The sequence below is a fragment of the Coleofasciculus sp. C1-SOL-03 genome (genome assembly GCF_040220555.1).
In the GTDB taxonomy this organism is placed as follows: Bacteria; Cyanobacteriota; Cyanobacteriia; order Cyanobacteriales; family Coleofasciculaceae; genus Coleofasciculus.
In genome coordinates this window covers 1-19,445 of the sequence record NZ_JAVJUO010000106.1, presented here as the reverse complement: position 1 = coordinate 19,445, position 19,445 = coordinate 1, and the positions used below count along the sequence as shown (strand labels likewise).

Genomic DNA, 19,445 nt, shown 5'->3' with positions numbered 1-19,445 from the left:
TTCGTCAAAGTCATCCGACTGAATGTTCGATTCAAGCAAAGGTTCGATAAACCTCTAGAGTCTGAGCAACTGTTTTATCCCAGCTAAAGGATTTTGACCTTTGATATCCTCTGTCAATTAAGCGATCGCGCTCTAAGGGATGATCGAGCAAGAAAAGCAAACTATCTGCTAAGTCGCTGCTCGATTTCGGATCGAATAGGATGCTAGCATCACCGACAACCTCGGGAATGCTAGAGCAATTAGAAGCGACAACAGCACTGCCGCAGGACATGGCTTCCAGAGGTGGAATGCCAAAGCCTTCGTAAAGCGAAGGATAAACTAATGCAATGCTGCAACGGTAGAGTTTAGCAAGATGCGTGTCACTGGCGTATCCATAATGCTCGATGTGAGCGCTCAGGTTAAGCTCAGCAATCAGTTTTACTTCTGTTTCTTTAAACGGTGAGCCAACAACGCAGAGGGTAATATCCGGTTGAACGGAGGTAACTTTTGCGAAAGCGGCTAACAAGCCATCAAAGTTTTTATATCCTGCACGACCACCTACGTATAGAAAATATGGTCGAGAGGGGACAGGCTCAGAGCCATAAGACAGACTTATATCTATCTCAGAAGCTAAATACGTAATTGTTACTTTATCTTCCGGTAATGAATAGAGTTCCAACAAATCATTTTTGGTATTTTCTGAAATGCAGATAATTGCCTGTGCTGCCAATATAGCTTGTCGCTTTTTCTCAACTTCAAGACCTTTAGGGACGATGGGCTTGCCAAATAACTCATGAATCATGTCCCAAACTGTCAGGACAATGGGGTACTTACATCGCCTAAATTCTTGGTTAATGAGCAGAGAGTAATAAGTGGGATGAATGATATTGAAATTGTTAAATAAAGCAATAGTTTGAAAATATTTTTGTTCCAGCCAGTATGAAATAAACCCTGGTCGCAACCCAAATCTTTGATAGTAAAAAGTTTCTAAATTGGGGTGAGCGGGATAATTAATAGTTTGAGGTTGGCAGGTAGTTAGAGCCGGTTTAATATTTTCTGGCAATCTGCTAATCAAGTTAGCAAAATAACGATTAATTCCTCCTGCTGGTTGGTTTGCATATATTGCTCCATCGTAAAGAATACGCATTACCTATTTCCCTCTTTGATGCAAAAAAATGAGTAAAGTCTACCTGGAGAGTCGCAAGAACGAGATAAGCGATATCGATATAGACTTTCAACAGGATAAAATTTGGCTAGAACTGAGGCGGCTGCTTGTCCGAGTTTCTTTTCTATAACCTGAAACAACCACTGCTTAACTTGCATATTAGAAATTGGAAAGTGATTGATAACAGTATCAAAGGGAGCCAGACATTGAATGACTCTAAGACCTGACTGTTTGAGTGCTGAAATATAATCATTCAGGGGATAGGCATTTTCTCCACCATGTAATTTGTGTAGAAGATGACTCTCTAGAAAGACTTTAAGCTGTTGTTCGTCATTAACGACATGTTCTCTGGTTGCAAGGAAACAAGCTTGAGGTTTTAGAACTCTTGAACATTCGGCTAGTCCTTTATGTAAATCAGAGAAGTGGTGTAGCGCTTGACGTGCATAGACAACATCAAATGTAGAATCGGGGAAAGGCAGAGATTCTGCAACTGCATGGAAAGTTGTTATTGAACCATTACTTACGTTAGATGCTAGTCTTGCTGTCGCCTCTAATCCTACATCTTCGCTAAGGTCAGGGTCTACCGCAGAAACATCATGTCCTAGAGAAGCAAAGGCATAGGAAGCAATACCATTCCCACAACCAAGATCAAGAATTTTTAACTTTGTATGCAGTCTCAATAGTTTTACAATTTCAGAAAACTCTTCACTTGATGAAAAGCGATTAGCAGCAACCCAGTTATCTTCATCAAGATAACATAGCTTAACCAGTTCAGAATGCTCTGACTGCTCTCGCATCCATTTAACGGATTCTTCATAGGTATAGATAGACATTATTCACTCTCTGAATTTTAAATAGTTGATTGTTTAAATGAAAATTTGAGAATTATAGATCCATTTTTGATAATTTCAATTCAGACCAAGGCAAATCATAAATAACAACACCTATATTCTGATGTTGTTTATATTTTGCCAATTTAGTTCCTGTTTCAAGTATTGAAAATTGGATTACGTATTCATGAATATCTAGTATTTCTATCATGGGTTCGTGAGCAGCTATCGTTACCAAATAAGCACCTGGCATTAGAAACATTGCAGGAAACTTGATGGTAGTCTTATAAATGCCAATACTTCTTAAGCCCAAACTTTCTGGTGAGCAGTCAGATTGACAGGTAGTAAGTACTGGTCTTCCATCATTTGTGTAGATCCGAACTGATAACTCTATATTCTTGAGAGTTTTTTTAAATTCATATTCTAAATCTAAGTAGAAAGGATGACGAACATCAAGTTCAGTAGAACCAACCCCCTCTTGATCGACAATAGATATTTTATGAAAAAACATTTTTTTGTTATTGATATTTGTTTTTTCTTTACCTCTTAACTGTAAAGTACTAGAATTAATATCTCCAAATGTTAGATATTTTGAAACAACAGAGTTGACATTTCCTATATGCTCAATCTGACCAAAGCTAAGGTGAATAGCTCGCGTACATAGTTGCGTTATTGTACCCATATTATGGCTTACGAACAAAACTGTTCTGCCTTCTTTTCCAACTTCCTCCATCTTTCCCAAACACTTCTTCTGAAACTGAACATCCCCCACCGCCAGCACTTCATCCACCACCAAAATCTCCGGTTCCAAATGCGCCGCCACCGCAAACGCCAACCGTACATACATCCCTGACGAATACCGCTTCACCGGCGTATCCAAAAACTTCTCCACCTCAGCAAAAGCGACAATCTCATCAAACTTCCGCTTAATCTCCGCCTTACTCATCCCCAGAATTGCACCATTGAGATAAATATTTTCCCGTCCCGTCAACTCCGGATGAAACCCCGTTCCTACTTCCAATAAACTCGCCACTCTACCCTTAATCCGGATACTTCCCTGAGTCGGTTCCGTAATCCGACTCAAAATCTTCAACAGCGTTGATTTCCCCGCCCCATTGCGCCCAATAATTCCAACCCTATCCCCCTGCTGAATCTCAAACGACACATCCTTAAGCGCCCAAAACTCCTCAACCGTCGGGTCAGACTCCCCCTTCCCCAGAGGCTTCAGCAACCTGCGCCCCACAGACTTCGCCCCATTCGCAATAACATCCCGCAGCGCCGTATACCGTTCCTGCTTCTGGTGACCGATAACGTACTTCTTCCCTAAATTTTCGACCCGAATTATCGTATTAGACATGCTGCAAAAAAGCTGTTATCTATAGATGCAAGGCTTTGCTAATTTATCCGGAAAAATACAAAAACAGACTATTTATTTAAATAACTGAATTCTTTAAAATTAAAAATATCACGCTAATCAAGACTTGACTAAATCACATCCGCAAACGTGCGTTCTACCTTTCGGAAATACCAAATCCCACTGGCAAACAACAGCGCCACTAAACCCAGCGACAACGTAAACCCTGGCAAATACAGCTTTGACTCACCCCCTAAAATTGCCCAGCGGAAGCCATCAATCACCCCCACCATTGGGTTGAGCGAATAAATAAACCGCCACTCTTCTGGCACCAAACTGCTACTAAATCCTACTGGGGAAATATATAAGCCAAACTGCACGATAAACGGCACGATGTAGCGAAAATCCCGATATTTCACATTCAGTGATGCTAACCACAACCCCACTCCCATCGACGCCATAAACGCAATACCAATAAACAGCGGTAGCGTGATAATCCGCCAACTCGGTACGAAATCATACCACGCCATCAACCCCAACAAAATCATCCCCGAAATCATAAAATCGACGAAACTGACGATTACTGCACTTGTCGGCACAATTAAGCGGGGAAAATACACCTTAGAAATTAAATTGGCATTAGTAATCAAACTATTACTGCACTCAGAAAGGGAGTTGGCAAAAAACTGCCAGGGTAACATCGCTGCAAATACCAAAATCGGATAGGGCGCACCTGCTTCCGATGGCAACTTGGCAATCTTGCCAAACACCACCGTAAACACTACCATCGTCAGAAATGGTCGAATCAGCGCCCAAGCGATGCCAATAATTGTCTGCTTATAGCGCACCAGAATATCCCGCCACGCTAAAAAGTAAAACAACTCCCGATAGCGCCACAGGTCTTTCCAATATTGCCGTTCGGTGCGACCCGCTTCAATGACTAACTCTGTTGGTTGAACCATGGCGATAAAAGTGCTGAATGTGTTCCATGGATTACAGCGATCTGTTGCTAAACTCCGTAAACCTATTCATATCTTGTTGACTCGATCCGGATAAAATTACTCAAGTAAACCCCTTTTTGCCATGGCGAGGAGGAAGTCGCAGCTACACAAATGTATGCGAAGCCTTGCCGAAGGGTAGTCCGCCTGCGCGGACTAGATTATAAAGGGGGTGGCTAACCCACATTTGGTAGGATGACTGTTTAGGCGATATTATCCTAGTGCAAGAAGGCAGAAGGCAGGAGGCAGAAGGCAGAAGGGCAGAAAGCTTATACCATAAGATGAGAGCACCTTTTTTAACTGGAGAGTTACTTCCGCCGCGCTGGTCTAGCTGTAATTCGACTGGTCAACAGCGATCGCGCCTACTCAATCTCAGCATCAGTTGCCCCGATACGTTTAGCTACTTTGTCGGGACGATGGCAAAACTAGAGTAGAGACACGATATGTCATGTCTCTATCGATGAATAGGATTGAATCTAGGGTTTATAGTTGACGATACAAGCGTTTATGGCGCTAAAGCGCAACTACAAACCTACAGCGAGCTCACGCCATCACCATACCACCATCGACGTTGAACACTTGCCCGGTAATATAAGCGGCGGCTGGATCAGCGGCTAAAAACCGCACCATGCCCGCAATTTCCTCTGGCTTCCCATAGCGACCTAGAGGAATATATTTGATGATATCCTCCGATTTAATCTCTTTGGTCATATCGGTTTCAATAAATCCGGGTGCCACAGCATTCACGGTAATCCCGCGAGGCGCGACTTCCTTCGCCACGGTTTTGGTAAACCCAATCACTCCGGCTTTGGCGGCGCTATAATTTGCCTGACCTGGATTGCCCATTTGTCCAGCAACGGAGGCAATATTAATAATTCGACCCGATTTTTGCTTGAGCATGATTTTACTGGCTGCCCGCGTGCATAAAAAGACTCCGGTCAGATTCAGGTCAATCACCGCCTGCCAATCATCGGGTTTCATCCGCATCAAGAGGGTGTCGCGGGTAATGCCAGCATTATTCACCAGTACGTCTAAGCGACCAAATTTGTCTTTGGTTTCCTTGATCAGAGTCTCCACCTCTTCCAGTTTGGAGACATCTGCTTGAAGCGCGATCGCCTCTCCCCCGGCTTCGGTAATTTTGGCGACAACCTGATCAGCCGCGCCACTGGAACTGGCATAGTTAACCACCACCTTTGCGCTCTCTGCGGCTAATGCCAATGCTACAGCACGACCAATTCCCCGTGACGCCCCGGTGACAATCGCCACGCGATCGCTAAGTTGGGCAGATGTCTGTGATGCTTCCATAAACAATACCTCTATCTATTCGCTGAAGTCAGCTCTTAGCATTTTGCACTAGAATCGAGCCAAACCACTAATCACCGTGATGTTTTGTTATGGCAGTTAAAAAACAGTTTGCCAGTTTTCAGGAACTCCTTTCTGGATCGGATGTACCCGTGTTGGTCGATTTTTACGCGACCTGGTGTGGTCCATGTCAGATGATCGCACCAACCCTCGAGCAAGTCGGTCTTCAGCTCAAGGGTAAGTTACAAGTAGTCAAAATTGATACAGACAAATATCCCCAGATTGCGTCTGAGCATCATATTGAAGCTCTGCCGACCTTGGTTCTGTTTAAGGATGGCAAAGCGGTAGAACGGATTGAGGGAGTTGTCTCCGACAAGCAGCTTATGGAACGACTACAACCTTTACTGTAAATGTTAAGAGGGATCAAGACTGCGATCCCTCTATGCTCATGATTCCTATCTCCGGATTGAGGTCAAGATGCTGTCGTCGATTCTGGGGAATCACTGGGCGGAGTCGTGGCTTTATTCTTTTTCTCCTGTTCCCGTTGCTCCCGTTTTTTGCGATCGGCTTTAATCGCATCTTCCAGGACAATCTGGGCTTGAGCCATTTTTTCCAGGTTGCTGCGATACAACTCCAAGTCTTTCTGGAGTTTCTCTTGGGGAAGATGCAAAGTGTCACCGATTCGCTGGAGCATTTCCATCGACTGTTTCGCGTCTTGAACTAGCTCCGGTTCTGCCTGTTCCAGAAGGGTATACAAGCCAATGGCAAACAGGCGAGAGTATTTGAACTTGGGATTATCTGCGATCGCGGCAACCGTGGTATGAATATCCTCAGCACCCTCTAGGGGTGTTGGTGAACCAAACCAGTCAACCAGTTCTTGCCCCGATAAACGCCCGACTGCGGCTTTGAGTTTTTCAGCATCATCCTGATACTGTTGCGGATTACCTCCCACCGCCTGACAAAGGGCGTTAAAAATGGATTCTTTATCCCGTTCCGGTCGATAGCCTTGCATGAAGCGGTTAAAGGAGGCGACCACACCTAAAGCATAGATGGGATCATACTTAAAATCCACATTGACCGCCAGCAAATGCATCTCGACCATCAATTCTTCTACCACCCGTCGGTAAATCGAGTTGATTGGACGGGTGTGATAGTTATAAAAATCTCGTTTTGTATCCGAGACGGTGCGAACGTTACTCACAGAGCAAAATATAAAGGATATTTTTTACCATTGTCTCGCTTGAGTTTCACCCTAGGGGATAGAATCTCAATCGAGTCATTCCTTCCATCTTACCAGTTTATTTCCACCAGCCCACTTAGTATAATGTTTCTTGGCTTGACCTAACTCAATGTAGTCTGTTAATGTTAATCCTCGACTCATGACTCTACCGCCAGAACTGATTACCCTGGCAAGCTATATGGCTGGTAAATTTGACAACCAACAACAGGCGTTGGCTGAACCAGTCTGGTATGTTCACTTACACCTCTGGCAACGACCCATTCCCTTATTTAGCGACGATAGCCTCACCCTCTTTGCCGAACAAGCGCCAATTACTAACCTCGATCGCCCCTACCGTCAACGGATTTTGCGGCTGTATCAAAGTGACCAACTACAGGTACAGTATTATCAGATAAACAAGCCAGACATCGTTCGCGGTGCAGGTTGCCATCCCGAATTATTGCAGCAGCTTAGCCGCGAAGATATTACAGTCTTACCCGATTGCCGTCTGAACGTGCAGATGCACCAAATCGGTTTGAATCATTATGAATTTACCACTACTTCAGCCAGCGATCGCCCTTGTCGCTTTAGTTATCAGGGCAATAATTACCAAGTCTCTCTCGGCTTTGAAGTAACAGCCGATGAATTTCGCAGCTACGATAAAGGCATCGACCCTAGTACCGGAAAAGCCACTTGGGGAGCCTTACTCGGTCCATTTCGATTTACCAAACGCCAAGACTTCGCTGGGGAACTGCTAATTTAAGCTGGGAACTATTCTCCTGTACAGGTTGTTTGGGAGTGAACGACCTACATCAAAACTTGGGTATGAACCCCTTGGTTCAGGTTGCCATACTCCGGGGTACACCTTCCAAAGCTTCTTGCTCGGTTTCAAAAATTTCAAACACGGAATCCATCATCGTAACTTCAAACACCAGTTTGGCTTCGGGATGGACATTACAGATGCGAAAGCTACCTTTAACCTTATCCGCATCGCGCATTCCCGCGACTAGAGAGGTTAAACCGGAACTGTCAATGAAGTTAACCTGACTGAGATTAACCACCACATGGCGGCTAAGTTTGGAAATGCATTCTTGTAATTTCAGGCGAAATTGCCAGGCTGTGGTAATGTCCAAACGTCCAATGGGCGCCAAAACAATAACTGTTGTACCATCTTTGGTCGTGTGTGTTTTTTGATCAATATGAATCATATAAAGACCTCCTTGAGCAGCAGTAGCTCCCCTTGACATCACAAGAGGAGCCATACAGGGTTTGGGTATCAATTCCGTTACTTAGGCGTTGGGTGAATTGTTGAAACAACAAGTAACTTAATTGGGCAACCTACGCTACTTATCCATTACAGAAGACTTACCCAAAGTTCCCTAAAACTGGACATCCTTGGGAGTACGGGCTTGGTTACAAGCCCCGACGGTTCCTGCTTCATCCTAGCCATGATGGCACTTAACACCTCGGCTACGCTCGGTATTGACCCTGAGCGAAGTCCAAGGGTCAACCAGTCCACAGGCTTAACATCGGGTGTAACTTACCCTAGAAAGATTGCCATGTTTGATTTTTACATTAGCAATCTCTTCTGTATTGTACATACTCCCCAATGAGGTCAGGACAAAGAGGAGGCTATTTTTCTGCCAAATTTTGGTAAAGATGGCTATCAATGGGCAAGGATTGGGTTACCGTTTCTCACGCCCCTAGTTCAATGCCCATAGTTGGCTTAGGTTCAATGGCACTCAATACTATTCGGTTTAGGTTGAAGGAGTCCAGTTTGCCCAGTCTTGAGGTTTGAGGAAGGTGTCATACAGTTCAGCCTCTGGTGTATTGGGTTCGGGTTGGTAACCATATTCCCAGCGCACCAAGGGAGGAAGAGACATGAGAATCGATTCGGTGCGTCCGTTGGTTTGCAAGCCAAAGATCGTTCCTCGGTCATACACCAAGTTAAACTCGACATATCGACCCCGACGATAGAGCTGGAAATTACGTTCGCGATCGCCATAATCCATTCCCCGCCGCCGCTCGACAATTGGCACATACGCTGGCAAGAACGAATGACCGCACTCCTGCACCCAGGCAAACAGTTGTTCCCAGGTTCGGGGTTCTACCGCCCCCAGTTCCTGGCTGTAGATGGCGGCTGGTTTTTCCGGGTGAGGACCTTTATACAATTCCCCGGTTCCGTCTTGATAATCAAAAAATAGTCCGCCAACGCCTCGTGTTTCTTGACGGTGTTTGAGATAGAAATATTCATCACACCAGCGCTTGAATACGGGATAGTATTCAGCGTGATGCTTGTCGCAGGCGGCTTTTAGGGTTTTATGGAAATGAGCTGCATCTTCGCCAAAGGGATAGTAGGGCGTTAAATCGGCTCCGCCACCAAACCACCACACCGGTCCTGCCTCAAAGTAACGATAATTTAAGTGAACTGTGGGGATATAGGGACTGCGCGGATGCAGCACCATGGACGTACCCGTGGCATAGAAGCCATGACCTGCGGCTTCGGGACGTTGGGTTAAAATCGAGGGCGGAAGTTGAGTCCCCCAAACTTCAGAAAAATTAACACCCCCCTGTTCAAAGACAGCGCCATCCCGAATTACCCGAGAACGACCCCCGCCTCCTTCTTCTCGCTGCCAAGAATCTTCCTGGAACTGACCTGCACCATCAAGCTGTGCCAAGGACTCACAAATAGTGTCTTGGATCTGCTGCATGAATTGCTTCACTCTATCCCTAGAGTCAGTGGCAGGTAAGGAACGATTAGGGTTGGTGGTCGGTGTCTGAGCTGTGGTCATAATTTCAATAGTAAATACAGTATTACCTAAGCCTGAAACCTGAAGGCTACGGTTAGGCATTTTAAGGGTTCCAGGCTCTATTTTAAAGGGTTATGGTGTCAACTATGGCAACTAATTGCTAAGTAGTCGGACAAAGCTCAGCTCCCTACCCCCACCGCCAAACTTATTCAGCAGACCCTACTTAGTCGTTGGGTGCGATCGCCAATAGGGTCGATGGCGTAGCAATACCGTGTCTTGCCGAATTAAGGTGACATCCTCCCACACCAAATTGGAAATTATGGTGCGTTGCTCCCCCAAATCACTTTGAGGATTTCCTGGTTACTCCCTTTCGGGATTGCGCCACTTGCCTAGATTGGTTTTCACCAACCCCCGGTAGATCGACTGCACAGGCAGTTTCCTTATCCGCAAGTCCTGCGGAGTTAATTTGCTCTATTCCTCGGTTTCTGATTACCTGACCGTTGGCAACATCCCTATCGGTTTTGTAGCCGCAGTGAGGGCAATCATGTACCCGAACACTTAGGTCTTTTTTGACTTCACCTTTACATTCAGGACACTCCTGAGAAGTACCCCTGGCATCAACAACACCAAAAAACTTTCCACGCTTCCAACACACATATTGGGTAATGGTACGAAATTGACCAAACCGCGCATCAAGCATCTGCTTACCCAACATCCCTTTGGCGCTAACTCTATAGTCTAAATCTTCCATGAAAACCATATCGCCAGCATCACAAAGGGCGTGAGCGCTTTTGAAGTGAAAGTCTTTCCTGATGTTGTCAATGTAGTGGTGAAGTCGAGCAACCTTGAGCCGTTGTTTCTCGTAATTGTTTGACCGTTTCTGTTTTCTAGACAGCCTGCGTTGCAGCAATCTCAGCTTGCTTTGTAGTGCCTTAAAAAACTTAGGCGGCTTGACAACAACGCCATCGCTGGTCGCCAAAAATTTCTCTAGTCCCACATCTACCCCAATTGGGTGTCCATAAGGCTTGGGGTCGGGGACACTAACATTGCACTGAATGTTGATACATGCATACCATTTATCAGCTTTGCGTATAATTCGCACCTGTTTGACCGTAAAGCCAGATGGAATAGGGCGGTGCAGGTTGATTGGGATTGTCCCCAGTTTTGGCAGTTTGATATGGAGGTTCGTTACTGGATTCTCCTTGAACTGAGGGAATAGCAACGACTTCAACTGCCCAACCTTCTTAAACCTAGGAAAGCCAAACCCGCGAGACCTAAAATAGTCCCAGCCTTTATGGAGTTGCTTTATCGTCTGCTGAAGCACTTGAGAGGGAACTTCCTTTAACTTGGGGAATTCCTTCTTAGCTTTCGGCAAATTGTTAAGCTGCCTCACTTCACCGGGATATGGGGTTTCTGCTGGGATGATGTACTCATGCACCAGGGAACATCTATCAATCAAACATTTGCGACTATTGCACCAATCCTTTATCTCCCCCAGTGCATAGTTGTAAGCACGGCGGCAAATTTCCATCCACTCAATCAATCGTTGTTCAGTGGCGGCATCTGGATAGATTCGGTAACGATAGTTAAATGTCAGCATACCCATACTATACAGCATTTACCAGTCAACTGTGTAGCTTTAAATGTCAATTTAGGGTAACATTGAGTTGCCTAAATTGACCTTGGGGAGTCGTGTTCGAGAGCGCTGAATCTTATGTTACAGCGTGGGTCTTACGACTCCCCAAACCCCTGCTAAGATAAACAATGCTGAAGCGTCGCGATAGGAGGCGTGTTGTGATTCTAAATTTTTCCTTTAAGCTAGTCGCCGGTCAAGAGGGGCTTTGGTGCAAATTTTCCCTCTTTCGGACTTATCGCGCCCTCAGTAATGCTCCGGTGGATGTTCTGTGGCAAAAATTAATCAATTTGGCAGATGTCTCCTGGAATCCTTTGCTCTGTAGTACAAATGCACCGAGAGGGTTAATCCCGAAACCGGGTTTGATTTACCAGGTGGTAACGCGCCTGATTCCCATTCCGGTGCGAGTGTTTGTGGAACGGGTATTGCCGGGTGAATTAATTAGCGTCCGGATGCTGGCAATTCCAGGGGTGGAAAATCGAGTGACATATCGGGTGGAGTCAGGCTTGTGCGGAACCTATGTGTCCTTTTCGGTGACAATGCGGGGATGGCTATCTCCCTTACTATGGTGGTTTATTCGCCCCTATGCTGCCCGTGTCGCGGCTGAATTAGCTCAAGCGGCGGAACAGGGAGTGGTGGTTTAGAGGGAGCAATGTAGAGACGTGCCATGGCACGTCTGGAAGCTGGGGAACGAACAAAGGACGAATGACAAATGACGAATGAGCAATGCCTCGTAACCTATTAAGATTGATGAAGATGTTTGTCCCAGCACGTTGTCACCCTAGGAATTTGTCCTGATTATGGTTGATACCCATTCAGTTTTAGACGTACTACGCCCTGTGCAAGACCCTGAACTCCAAAAGAGTTTGGTGGAATTAAATATGATCCGCAACGTTAAAATCGATGGCGGGACGGTTAGCTTTACCCTGGTGTTAACTACACCAGCCTGTCCGTTGCGAGAGTTTATTGTCGAGGATTGCCAAAAGGCGGTGAAGCAGCTTCCGGATATAGAAGAGGTTGTGGTGGATGTGACAGCCGAGACACCGCAGCAGCAATCGTTACCCGATCGCCAAGGGATTGATGGCGTGAAAAATCTGGTCGCGATTTCCAGTGGTAAGGGCGGTGTAGGTAAAAGTACTGTGGCGGTGAATGTGGCAGTTGCCCTCGCCCAGACGGGAGCGAAAGTGGGTCTGATTGATGCCGATATCTACGGACCCAATACCGCCGCGATGCTCGGATTAGCGGATGCCAAGGTGATGGTGCAACAGAGTCCTCAGGGAGAGGTACTCGAACCCGCTTTTAACCACGGCATTAAATTGGTGTCGATGGCATTTCTGATTGACCCCGATCAGCCCGTGATTTGGCGCGGACCGATGTTAAATGGGATCATTCGCCAGTTTCTATACCAGGTGAATTGGGGAGAGTTAGATTATCTGATTGTAGATATGCCACCGGGAACCGGGGATGCTCAGTTGACCTTAGCCCAAGCTGTACCTATGGCTGGGGCGATCATTGTGACAACACCACAAAATGTAGCTCTGTTGGATTCCCGTCGCGGTTTGAAGATGTTCCAGCAATTGGGGGTTCCGGTATTGGGCATTGTGGAAAACATGAGTTATTTTATTCCACCGGATCTGCCCGATCGCCAGTATGATCTATTTGGTTCAGGAGGTGGTGAAAAAACCTCTCAGGAATTGGGGATACCCTTACTGGGGTGTATTCCCCTAGAAATTAACCTGCGACAAGGGGGCGATCGCGGCTTACCCATTGTCGTGGCTGAACCCGAGTCCGCATCAGCCCAAGCGCTGAGTGCGATCGCCAAGGCGATTGCGGCAAAAGTATCGGTTGCTGCCCTTAGCCCCAACTGATACTGGTTATGGCAGCTACCTTGGCAGGTAAGGACTGTTCTTACTGTTCCCTCCGGGGATCAAGTGATGTCCTTTCCCTACCCCGTAGTGCTATAAACATGTAATGCCTTCTTCCCTATTCCCCCCTCTATTCGTCCCTCTTTTCAGCTAGCCTAGTGCAGCGCGGCTTCAAATACTAACCAGTTAACAAGCTGCTTAAAAGCAGCTACATTATGTTCCTTATAGCCTTCTGCCCTGGAGCCTTCGGACTTCTGCCTTCTTGTACTAGGACTTGGTCAGGAATTGTCCAGCATCTTGTTCAGAAATTCCTGACCAGTACATCTTAAGAGCGCTAATTGCTAGAAACGTCAATCGCTAATCCAACGATTATGTTCCAAAAGTCATTAACCCGTACCCAAATGCGCTGGCTGATGTTCCTCAGCCAATGGCGGGAATTAGACTGGCAGCTATTATTTGTCACAATTGGTCTCACCTTCCTGGGTGGGATGATGATTCGCAGCGCCGAAATGAATGAAGGGCTAACCGATTGGTGGTGGCATTGGATCATTGGGGGTATTGGTTTAGTTATCTGTCTAATCATTTCGCGATCGCGCTACGAAAGCTTACTCCAATGGCATTGGATGATTTATGGGGTGACGAATATCGCGTTATTTGCGGTAATGATTATGGGGACGACGGCGAATGGCGCACAACGGTGGTTGAATATCCTAGGCTTTCACGTTCAACCCTCGGAATTTGCCAAAATTGGTTTGATTATTACCCTCGCCGCGATCCTCCACTGGAAACCGGCTTCAACGTTGAATGCAGTATTTCGCGTCTTAGCCATTGCCGCAGTTCCCTGGATCTTTGTATTTTTAGAGCCAAACTTGGGTACCTCGTTGGTGTTTGGTGCGATTACCATGGGGATGCTTTATTGGGGAAATGCGAATCCAGGATGGCTCATCCTACTCGTGTCTCCCATTGTTTCGGCGATCATCTTCAATGTGTATTTGCCCGCCTGGTTTGTCTGGGTAATTGCGATGGCGTTAATTGGTTGGCGTACCTTACCCTGGTCTTTCTTTGGGGGAATTGGGGCTTTGGTTGTCAACGTGATTTCGGGGGGATTAGGAAATCTGTTGTGGGGCTTGCTCCAAGATTATCAAAAAGACCGATTGATTCTTTTCTTAGATCCGGATAAAGATCCTTTAGGCGGCGGCTATCACTTGATTCAGTCTCGAATTGCCATTGGCGCAGGTCAACTGACGGGACGAGGACTGTATCAGGGAACACAAACCCAACTCCACTTTATTCCGGAACAGCATACCGACTTTATCTTTTCTGCTATTGGTGAAGAACTCGGCTTTATTGGCTGCTTGTGCGTCCTATTTACCTTTTGGCTATTGTGTTTACGCTTAGTGATGATTGCCCAAAATGCTAAGGATAACTTTGGCTCACTCTTGGCAATTGGTGTATTATCGATGATTGTGTTTCAAACCGTGGTTAACATCGGCATGAATATCGGTTTAGCGCCGATTACCGGAATTCCACTACCGTTGTTAAGTTATGGGCGATCGGCATTACTGGCAAACTTTCTGGCAATTGGATTAGTGGAATCAGTTGCCAATCACCGACACCGATTGAAGTTTTAGTTATTCGTCATTCGTCATTTGTCCTTTGGGCTATCGGTCTAAGGTGGGACATTTTGGTTAGGAAAGGAAATAGGGAACAGGGAATAGGGAATAGGGAATAGGGAATAGGGAATAGGGAATAGGGAATAGGGAACAAATTTGTCCCGGCTGGGGTGGGTAGCCATCCTTTGTCATAAATTAGCTGAATGATACGTCAGCGCATTATAGTAAGCTAAGAGATAGAGATTTAGGGGTAAAAAACGATGATTCTTCCTGGCTCAATGGTTCGCGTTATCAACGGCGACGACACTTACTACAAATTTGAAGGGATAGTTCAGCGCATCGGTGATGGGAAAGCGGGTGTGCTGTTTGAAGGCGGCAATTGGGATAAAATTGTCACCTTTAATTTATCGGAACTTGAAGAGGTGAAACCTAAAGGCAAAAAATAAAAAGAACCTGCAACCTTTGACCAGTTATAGTAGGCGAAAATGATTCGTGAACAAGAATAGATGTGTGTTAGTTAAAGTTGGAAATCAAAAATGACAGTTTTTCTTTCCTATCTTTCCTGTACCATCCTATTTTAGGTTCACGTTTCATTAAATTTATCTCTATCAGAAATCAAGAAAAAATGACTAATATAGCCATATATATTCTAACGGTTAGCAAAGTATAAATAATAAATGACAAATGACGAATGACAAAGGACTAAAACATGCGCCTTCCTTTACCCCAATTTACGGCTGGAGAACGTCCTGATAATCACATTGCCGAAGTCATTGAAACGGCAACCACAGAATTCCTGGCACAATGCTTAGAGCCAGAAGATTTGAGCTTTCCCGTAATGCCCCCCTTCGGCAGTTGGGTCAAATCCGTTGATGAAGAATCGGGCAATCAGGTGATGGCAGTCGTTTATCATGCCACAACTAGCCCAATTGATTCAGTTCACCGCGCTGTCGCATTAGGATTATCACTGGCAGAATTGCGGGAGCAACAACCGCAGATTTTCGCCATGCTCAAAACCGAGTTTCGGGCGGCGATTGTCGGGTTTATACCGCCCGGTGAGGGACATAATGGGGATCAGCCTCCTAGAGGAGGCGCCTATCAATATTTGCCTCCTCGTCCGCCGCAAATTCATCAAGCTGTCTATCAATGTCAGCCCGACGAGATTATTTACTTTAGTGAGCAGTTGGATTTTTTACGAACCCTTCTGCTTGTGAGTGGAGCGCCAGTGGAAGCGTTAACGGCGGCGGCGATCCGACAAGTCTATCAAATCCGTAAAGGCGATCGCGACTGGTTAGTTCAAGCAGGGCGAACCCTGAGTGTTTTACTCAAGGATGATTATGATCGTTTGCGGTATATTTTGAGTCAACTGCACTGGTGAGTTTAGCTAGTGCAAGAAGGCAGAAATAACTGAACAGCTACTATCTCCCCCAGCTCCCCCAGCTCCCTCAGCTCCCCCAGCTTCATCGTATTTACGAAGCTGCTCAAGTATTTCCGCAGCGCTGCACTAGGGTCTGCTGAATAAATCTTGCGGTGGGGGGTAGGGAACCGACAACAGGCAACCGTTTTAACCCCCAGTAATCGGGAATAAGCTAAACCAATTCATTAACCGGGAAGCGATCCAATAACTGAATCGCTCGAATAGCATTCCGTTTTAAGACATCCGACAGGAATGGCACATGAGGAATTTGAGAGAGAAAATCGACCGTGCGGCGTAACAATCGCACAATATCCCCTTCATCTAAACTGGTATCCTCACAAAGTTCTGTCCATTCCACACCCAACGCCCACTGCTCAACTAAGCCAATTAAATCCCGTTCCAACCAAATCGCCAGAGCCACCTGATAGCGACGTTGGACTTGAAACAACTGACGACGAGTTTGTTTTAAACTATCCAATGCTGCCAATACAGGTTCTGAGGGAGGACAATTTGTCCAGCTATCCGGACGCGGAGTTTCTGTAACCAAAGCGCAGGCGGCGGCGGCTAAGTGATGCGGATCTAAGGAATCAAACCCACCAGACATCAACGCTAACCCCAGCCACAGTTCGTTATCCCCACGAATCGCTGCTGCTGCTTTGCCCAAGGGTGTCGGTTTAACATCCTCCAGACACCCAAATTCCCTTAAAATCTCGATCAGATTGAGAAATTCTTGCCAGTGCTGGGCTTGATTTTCTCGGTACAGGGTTTGACGCTGGTTGATTTCCTCTTGCAGGGCTAAACGGCGTTTATGACGCTTAATCAGTTGAGACGGATTCCCCCACTGTCGCACCAGATGATCTTCGAGTTGGGCTTTTACTGCATCCATCCGATGCTGCTGTGCTTCAACTTCAGGTGCAACCATCGGTTCTATATCAGTGGGAATTTGAGCCGCGATCGCTTCCGTGTCTGGTGTCCCCCGTCTGGTTTGACCGGGCTTGAGTGTGAGTTCAGCAGGTGGGTTAAGCTCACTTAAATCAATCATCTCTAACCAGCCATGCACCCCAACCAAATCGGCGGTTGTGGCTATATACCAGCGATTATCGGCACTTAAACAGACTAAATAGGGGGATTGTCCCCGCCCTTTTTCCTTCGCCACCAAGATTGCCGGGATCGGTTCGGGAACGGGAATATACTTGCCCTTGAGGGAAAGCAGTGTACCCAAGGGGGCTTCGGGGATAATTTGAGCAATTTCTGCTACTTGTGCGGCTTGGGCTTGCCGTTGTAGGGTTTTGAGTAATCGCCGTTCTTCTTTCAGTCGTTCCTTGAGTTTTTCGTAGCGTCCTAGGGCATTGAGGTCAACGGGGGCGAGTTGAATATCTAATTTTGCTAGTTCTGTGGTTAAGTCCGTAATCGCTTGTTGCTGGGGTTTAAGATATAGAGTCGCCAGATATTGGGCAAAACTGCGTTCCACCAACTCCTTGGCTTCCGGAAGGGTGTGGGTTTGGAGTAAGTTCAGCACCATCCCGTAGTTGGGCGTAAACTGACTGACTAAGGGGTCAGCCTGACTGGTGGCGAGGTACGCTGCTTCCTTTGCTCCTTCAAAGGGTGTCTGTAATGTGACCACATAACCCGTGGCGTCCATCCCCCGTCGTCCGGCTCGACCTGCCATTTGCAGAAATTCCGAGGGTGTCAGCAGTCGGTGTCCGCGATCAGTACGTTTGGAGAGGGTGGAAATTACGGTGGTACGAGCCGGCATATTAATTCCCGCCGCTAGGGTTTCCGTGGCAAACACCACCTTAACCAACCCTAATTGGAACAGTTCTTCCACAAACCCCTTCCAAGCCGGTAAAATCCCCGCATGATGGGCAGCAATGCCCCGATAGAGGGGAGCGACTTGCCCTGCCCGACCTGCTTCTGGATTCCGGCGCAAAAATTCATCAATGTGCTGTTTTAATGCAGCTGCTTCTTTGGCATTCACTAGGGACAACTCTCCCAACTCCTCCACCGAGCGATCGCAACCGCGACGAGAGAAAATAAAATAAATCGCGGGTAACATATCTCGTTTTTGAAGTTGCGCCAGCACAAAGGCATTACTGGGACTTTCAGGGCGTCCTCCCCGTCCTCTCCCTTTCTTGCGTTTCGGTTTGAGGCGAGGATTTAACTTCGTTTGGCTGGAGTCTAGCAAGGGAAAAATGCCCTTGGGGTTGGCAAAGCTGAATTGTAAGGGCACCGGTCGAAAGTCGGAATAAATGCGCTCGGTTGCTCCATGAACCAAGTTTAACCAGTCCGTTAACTGATCGGAATTCGCCACTGTAGCGGATAGGGCAACGAGTTGAATTTCTGGGGGACAATAAATAATCGACTCCTCCCAAACTGTACCCCGTTGTCGGTCATTCATATAGTGGCACTCATCCAAAACCACCGCTTCCACGCCTTCTAGGGACGTACCAATTTCCCCAATCGGTGTGCCGTACAGCATATTGCGGAAGATTTCCGTGGTCATCACCAAGATTGGCGCATCCCGATTGATGGAAACATCGCCCGTAACCAGACCCACATTGTCCGCACCAAACGTAGCCCGAAAATCGCGCAGCTTTTGGTTGGAGAGGGCTTTCAAGGGAGTGGTATAAAAAACTCGCCCTCCTCTTGACAAAGCGCGGTAAATCGCGTATTCCCCAATCAAGGTTTTTCCAGAACCGGTCGGGGCACAGACAACAACTGAACGATTCGCATTCAGCGCCGCGATCGCTTGGAGCTGAAATTGATCCAGAGGAAACGGAAACAGGTTTTTGGGGTCAAGGTCTATCTTTGGGGTCGAAACGTTCACACGAGGTCTTTCCAAATAGGTCACGACAGCGGGATTGGGCGAAAAACACTGTACCCCACAGGGTTCAGTGTGCAGTAGTTCTATTTTGACATCCTCTTTAGTAGATTCCCCAGATCGGCATACCAATACTGCTGTGATATAGCGCTAAGTAGGTGGACTTTCATTAAGGTTAACGGTTGAGATTAGGAAACAGGGAATAGGGAACAGGGAACAGGGAACAGTCAAGAATCTCCTTTCCCTGCCAAGGTAGCCGCTATAGCTGCTATAACTTCTAAATCGAATTTTTTCTGCCCCAGCTTCCCCAGCTTCCCCATCTCCCCCAGCTCTCCCATCTGCCTCATCTCCCTCATCTCCCTCATCTCCCTCATCTCCCTCAACTCCCCAAGCCCCCCCCCATCCTCCTCCCAATTTTACGGATTGTCCTGATGTGCGCCCTAATGATTGGAAAAAAGGCTGTAGCAACAAGGACACGGAGATCTACAAGCGATGAGCA

At 46.7% G+C, this 19,445-nt stretch carries 19 protein-coding genes; 8 read left to right on the top strand and 11 right to left on the bottom strand.

Annotated elements, in window-relative coordinates; all coding sequences use genetic code 11:
• Positions 1-31: 31 nt before the first annotated feature.
• The 4 genes from RIE73_RS17110 to RIE73_RS17095 all read right to left on the bottom strand — a co-directional run bounded on the left by RIE73_RS17110 (position 32) and on the right by RIE73_RS17095 (position 4,290).
• Complete coding sequence (locus tag RIE73_RS17110; protein ID WP_446402318.1) at positions 32-1,126, bottom strand: glycosyltransferase family 4 protein; 1,095 nt, start codon at positions 1,124-1,126, stop codon at positions 32-34.
• Positions 1,126-1,977 (bottom strand): class I SAM-dependent methyltransferase, encoded by an 852-nt coding sequence (locus RIE73_RS17105; RefSeq protein WP_446402317.1) that lies wholly within the window; start codon positions 1,975-1,977, stop codon positions 1,126-1,128. Before RIE73_RS17105 ends, RIE73_RS17110 begins: the two co-directional genes overlap by 1 nt.
• A 52-nt stretch (positions 1,978-2,029) precedes the next feature.
• Complete coding sequence (locus RIE73_RS17100) at positions 2,030-3,331, bottom strand: ABC transporter ATP-binding protein (RefSeq protein WP_446402316.1); 1,302 nt, start codon at positions 3,329-3,331, stop codon at positions 2,030-2,032.
• Between the two features lie 128 nt (positions 3,332-3,459).
• Positions 3,460-4,290, bottom strand: a complete 831-nt coding sequence (locus RIE73_RS17095; RefSeq protein WP_446402315.1) for an ABC transporter permease — start codon at positions 4,288-4,290, stop codon at positions 3,460-3,462.
• Positions 4,291-4,607: 317 nt separating this feature from the next.
• Here RIE73_RS17095 and RIE73_RS17090 point away from each other — a divergent pair, with 317 nt between their 5' ends.
• A complete protein-coding gene (locus tag RIE73_RS17090) occupies positions 4,608-4,760 on the top strand; it encodes a hypothetical protein (protein ID WP_446402314.1) in 153 nt (50 codons plus the stop codon).
• Between the two features lie 109 nt (positions 4,761-4,869).
• Here the strand turns inward: RIE73_RS17090 and fabG are convergent, their stop codons facing one another.
• Positions 4,870-5,631 (bottom strand): 3-oxoacyl-[acyl-carrier-protein] reductase, encoded by a 762-nt coding sequence (fabG, locus tag RIE73_RS17085; protein ID WP_446402313.1) that lies wholly within the window; start codon positions 5,629-5,631, stop codon positions 4,870-4,872.
• Positions 5,632-5,720: 89 nt separating this feature from the next.
• Between fabG and trxA the strand changes: the two genes are divergently transcribed.
• A complete protein-coding gene (trxA, locus tag RIE73_RS17080) occupies positions 5,721-6,038 on the top strand; it encodes a thioredoxin (protein WP_446392443.1) in 318 nt (105 codons plus the stop codon).
• Between the two features lie 62 nt (positions 6,039-6,100).
• Here the strand turns inward: trxA and psb29 are convergent, their stop codons facing one another.
• Positions 6,101-6,829 (bottom strand): photosystem II biogenesis protein Psp29, encoded by a 729-nt coding sequence (gene psb29 / locus RIE73_RS17075; RefSeq protein ID WP_446402312.1) that lies wholly within the window; start codon positions 6,827-6,829, stop codon positions 6,101-6,103.
• A 178-nt stretch (positions 6,830-7,007) separates the two neighbouring features.
• On the opposite strand from psb29, the gene RIE73_RS17070 reads away from it, so the two are divergent.
• Positions 7,008-7,610 (top strand): CpcT/CpeT family chromophore lyase, encoded by a 603-nt coding sequence (locus tag RIE73_RS17070; RefSeq protein ID WP_446402311.1) that lies wholly within the window; start codon positions 7,008-7,010, stop codon positions 7,608-7,610.
• A 76-nt stretch (positions 7,611-7,686) separates the two neighbouring features.
• Here RIE73_RS17070 and RIE73_RS17065 read toward each other — a convergent pair whose 3' ends face one another.
• From RIE73_RS17065 to RIE73_RS17055, 3 genes are all read right to left on the bottom strand, one after another.
• A complete protein-coding gene (locus tag RIE73_RS17065; protein ID WP_006101536.1) occupies positions 7,687-8,055 on the bottom strand; it encodes an STAS domain-containing protein in 369 nt (122 codons plus the stop codon).
• Positions 8,056-8,604: 549 nt separating this feature from the next.
• Positions 8,605-9,639, bottom strand: coding sequence for an oxygen-dependent coproporphyrinogen oxidase (gene hemF, locus RIE73_RS17060; protein ID WP_446402310.1), 1,035 nt, complete (start codon positions 9,637-9,639; stop codon positions 8,605-8,607).
• 298 nt (positions 9,640-9,937) lie between these two features.
• Positions 9,938-11,197 carry an RNA-guided endonuclease InsQ/TnpB family protein gene (locus RIE73_RS17055; RefSeq protein WP_446402359.1) on the bottom strand — a complete coding sequence of 420 codons (1,260 nt, stop codon included), beginning with the start codon at positions 11,195-11,197 and terminating at the stop codon, positions 9,938-9,940.
• A 194-nt stretch (positions 11,198-11,391) separates the two neighbouring features.
• Between RIE73_RS17055 and RIE73_RS17050 the strand changes: the two genes are divergently transcribed.
• From RIE73_RS17050 to RIE73_RS17030, 5 genes are all read left to right on the top strand, one after another.
• Positions 11,392-11,874 carry an SRPBCC family protein gene (locus RIE73_RS17050; RefSeq protein WP_446402358.1) on the top strand — a complete coding sequence of 161 codons (483 nt, stop codon included), beginning with the start codon at positions 11,392-11,394 and terminating at the stop codon, positions 11,872-11,874.
• A 156-nt stretch (positions 11,875-12,030) separates the two neighbouring features.
• Entirely contained in the window at positions 12,031-13,098 is a 1,068-nt protein-coding gene (locus tag RIE73_RS17045; RefSeq protein WP_446402309.1) for an Mrp/NBP35 family ATP-binding protein, read from the top strand.
• Between the two features lie 368 nt (positions 13,099-13,466).
• On the top strand, positions 13,467-14,726 hold the full coding sequence (gene rodA, locus RIE73_RS17040) for a rod shape-determining protein RodA (protein WP_446402357.1): 1,260 nt from the start codon (positions 13,467-13,469) through the stop codon (positions 14,724-14,726).
• 242 nt (positions 14,727-14,968) lie between these two features.
• The gene (locus RIE73_RS17035) at positions 14,969-15,154 is read left to right on the top strand and encodes an NAD(P)H dehydrogenase subunit NdhS (protein WP_446402308.1); all 186 of its coding nucleotides are present in this window, start codon (positions 14,969-14,971) and stop codon (positions 15,152-15,154) included.
• Positions 15,155-15,417: 263 nt separating this feature from the next.
• Complete coding sequence (locus tag RIE73_RS17030) at positions 15,418-16,086, top strand: HAS-barrel domain-containing protein (RefSeq protein WP_446402307.1); 669 nt, start codon at positions 15,418-15,420, stop codon at positions 16,084-16,086.
• 211 nt (positions 16,087-16,297) lie between these two features.
• On the opposite strand, the gene RIE73_RS17025 is transcribed toward RIE73_RS17030, so the two are convergent.
• Together RIE73_RS17025 and RIE73_RS17020 are read right to left on the bottom strand one after the other, a co-directional pair.
• Entirely contained in the window at positions 16,298-18,952 is a 2,655-nt protein-coding gene (locus tag RIE73_RS17025; RefSeq protein WP_446402306.1) for a DEAD/DEAH box helicase, read from the bottom strand.
• Positions 18,953-19,096: 144 nt separating this feature from the next.
• Positions 19,097-19,360 (bottom strand): hypothetical protein, encoded by a 264-nt coding sequence (locus RIE73_RS17020; RefSeq protein ID WP_446402305.1) that lies wholly within the window; start codon positions 19,358-19,360, stop codon positions 19,097-19,099.
• Positions 19,361-19,445 lie beyond the last annotated feature (85 nt).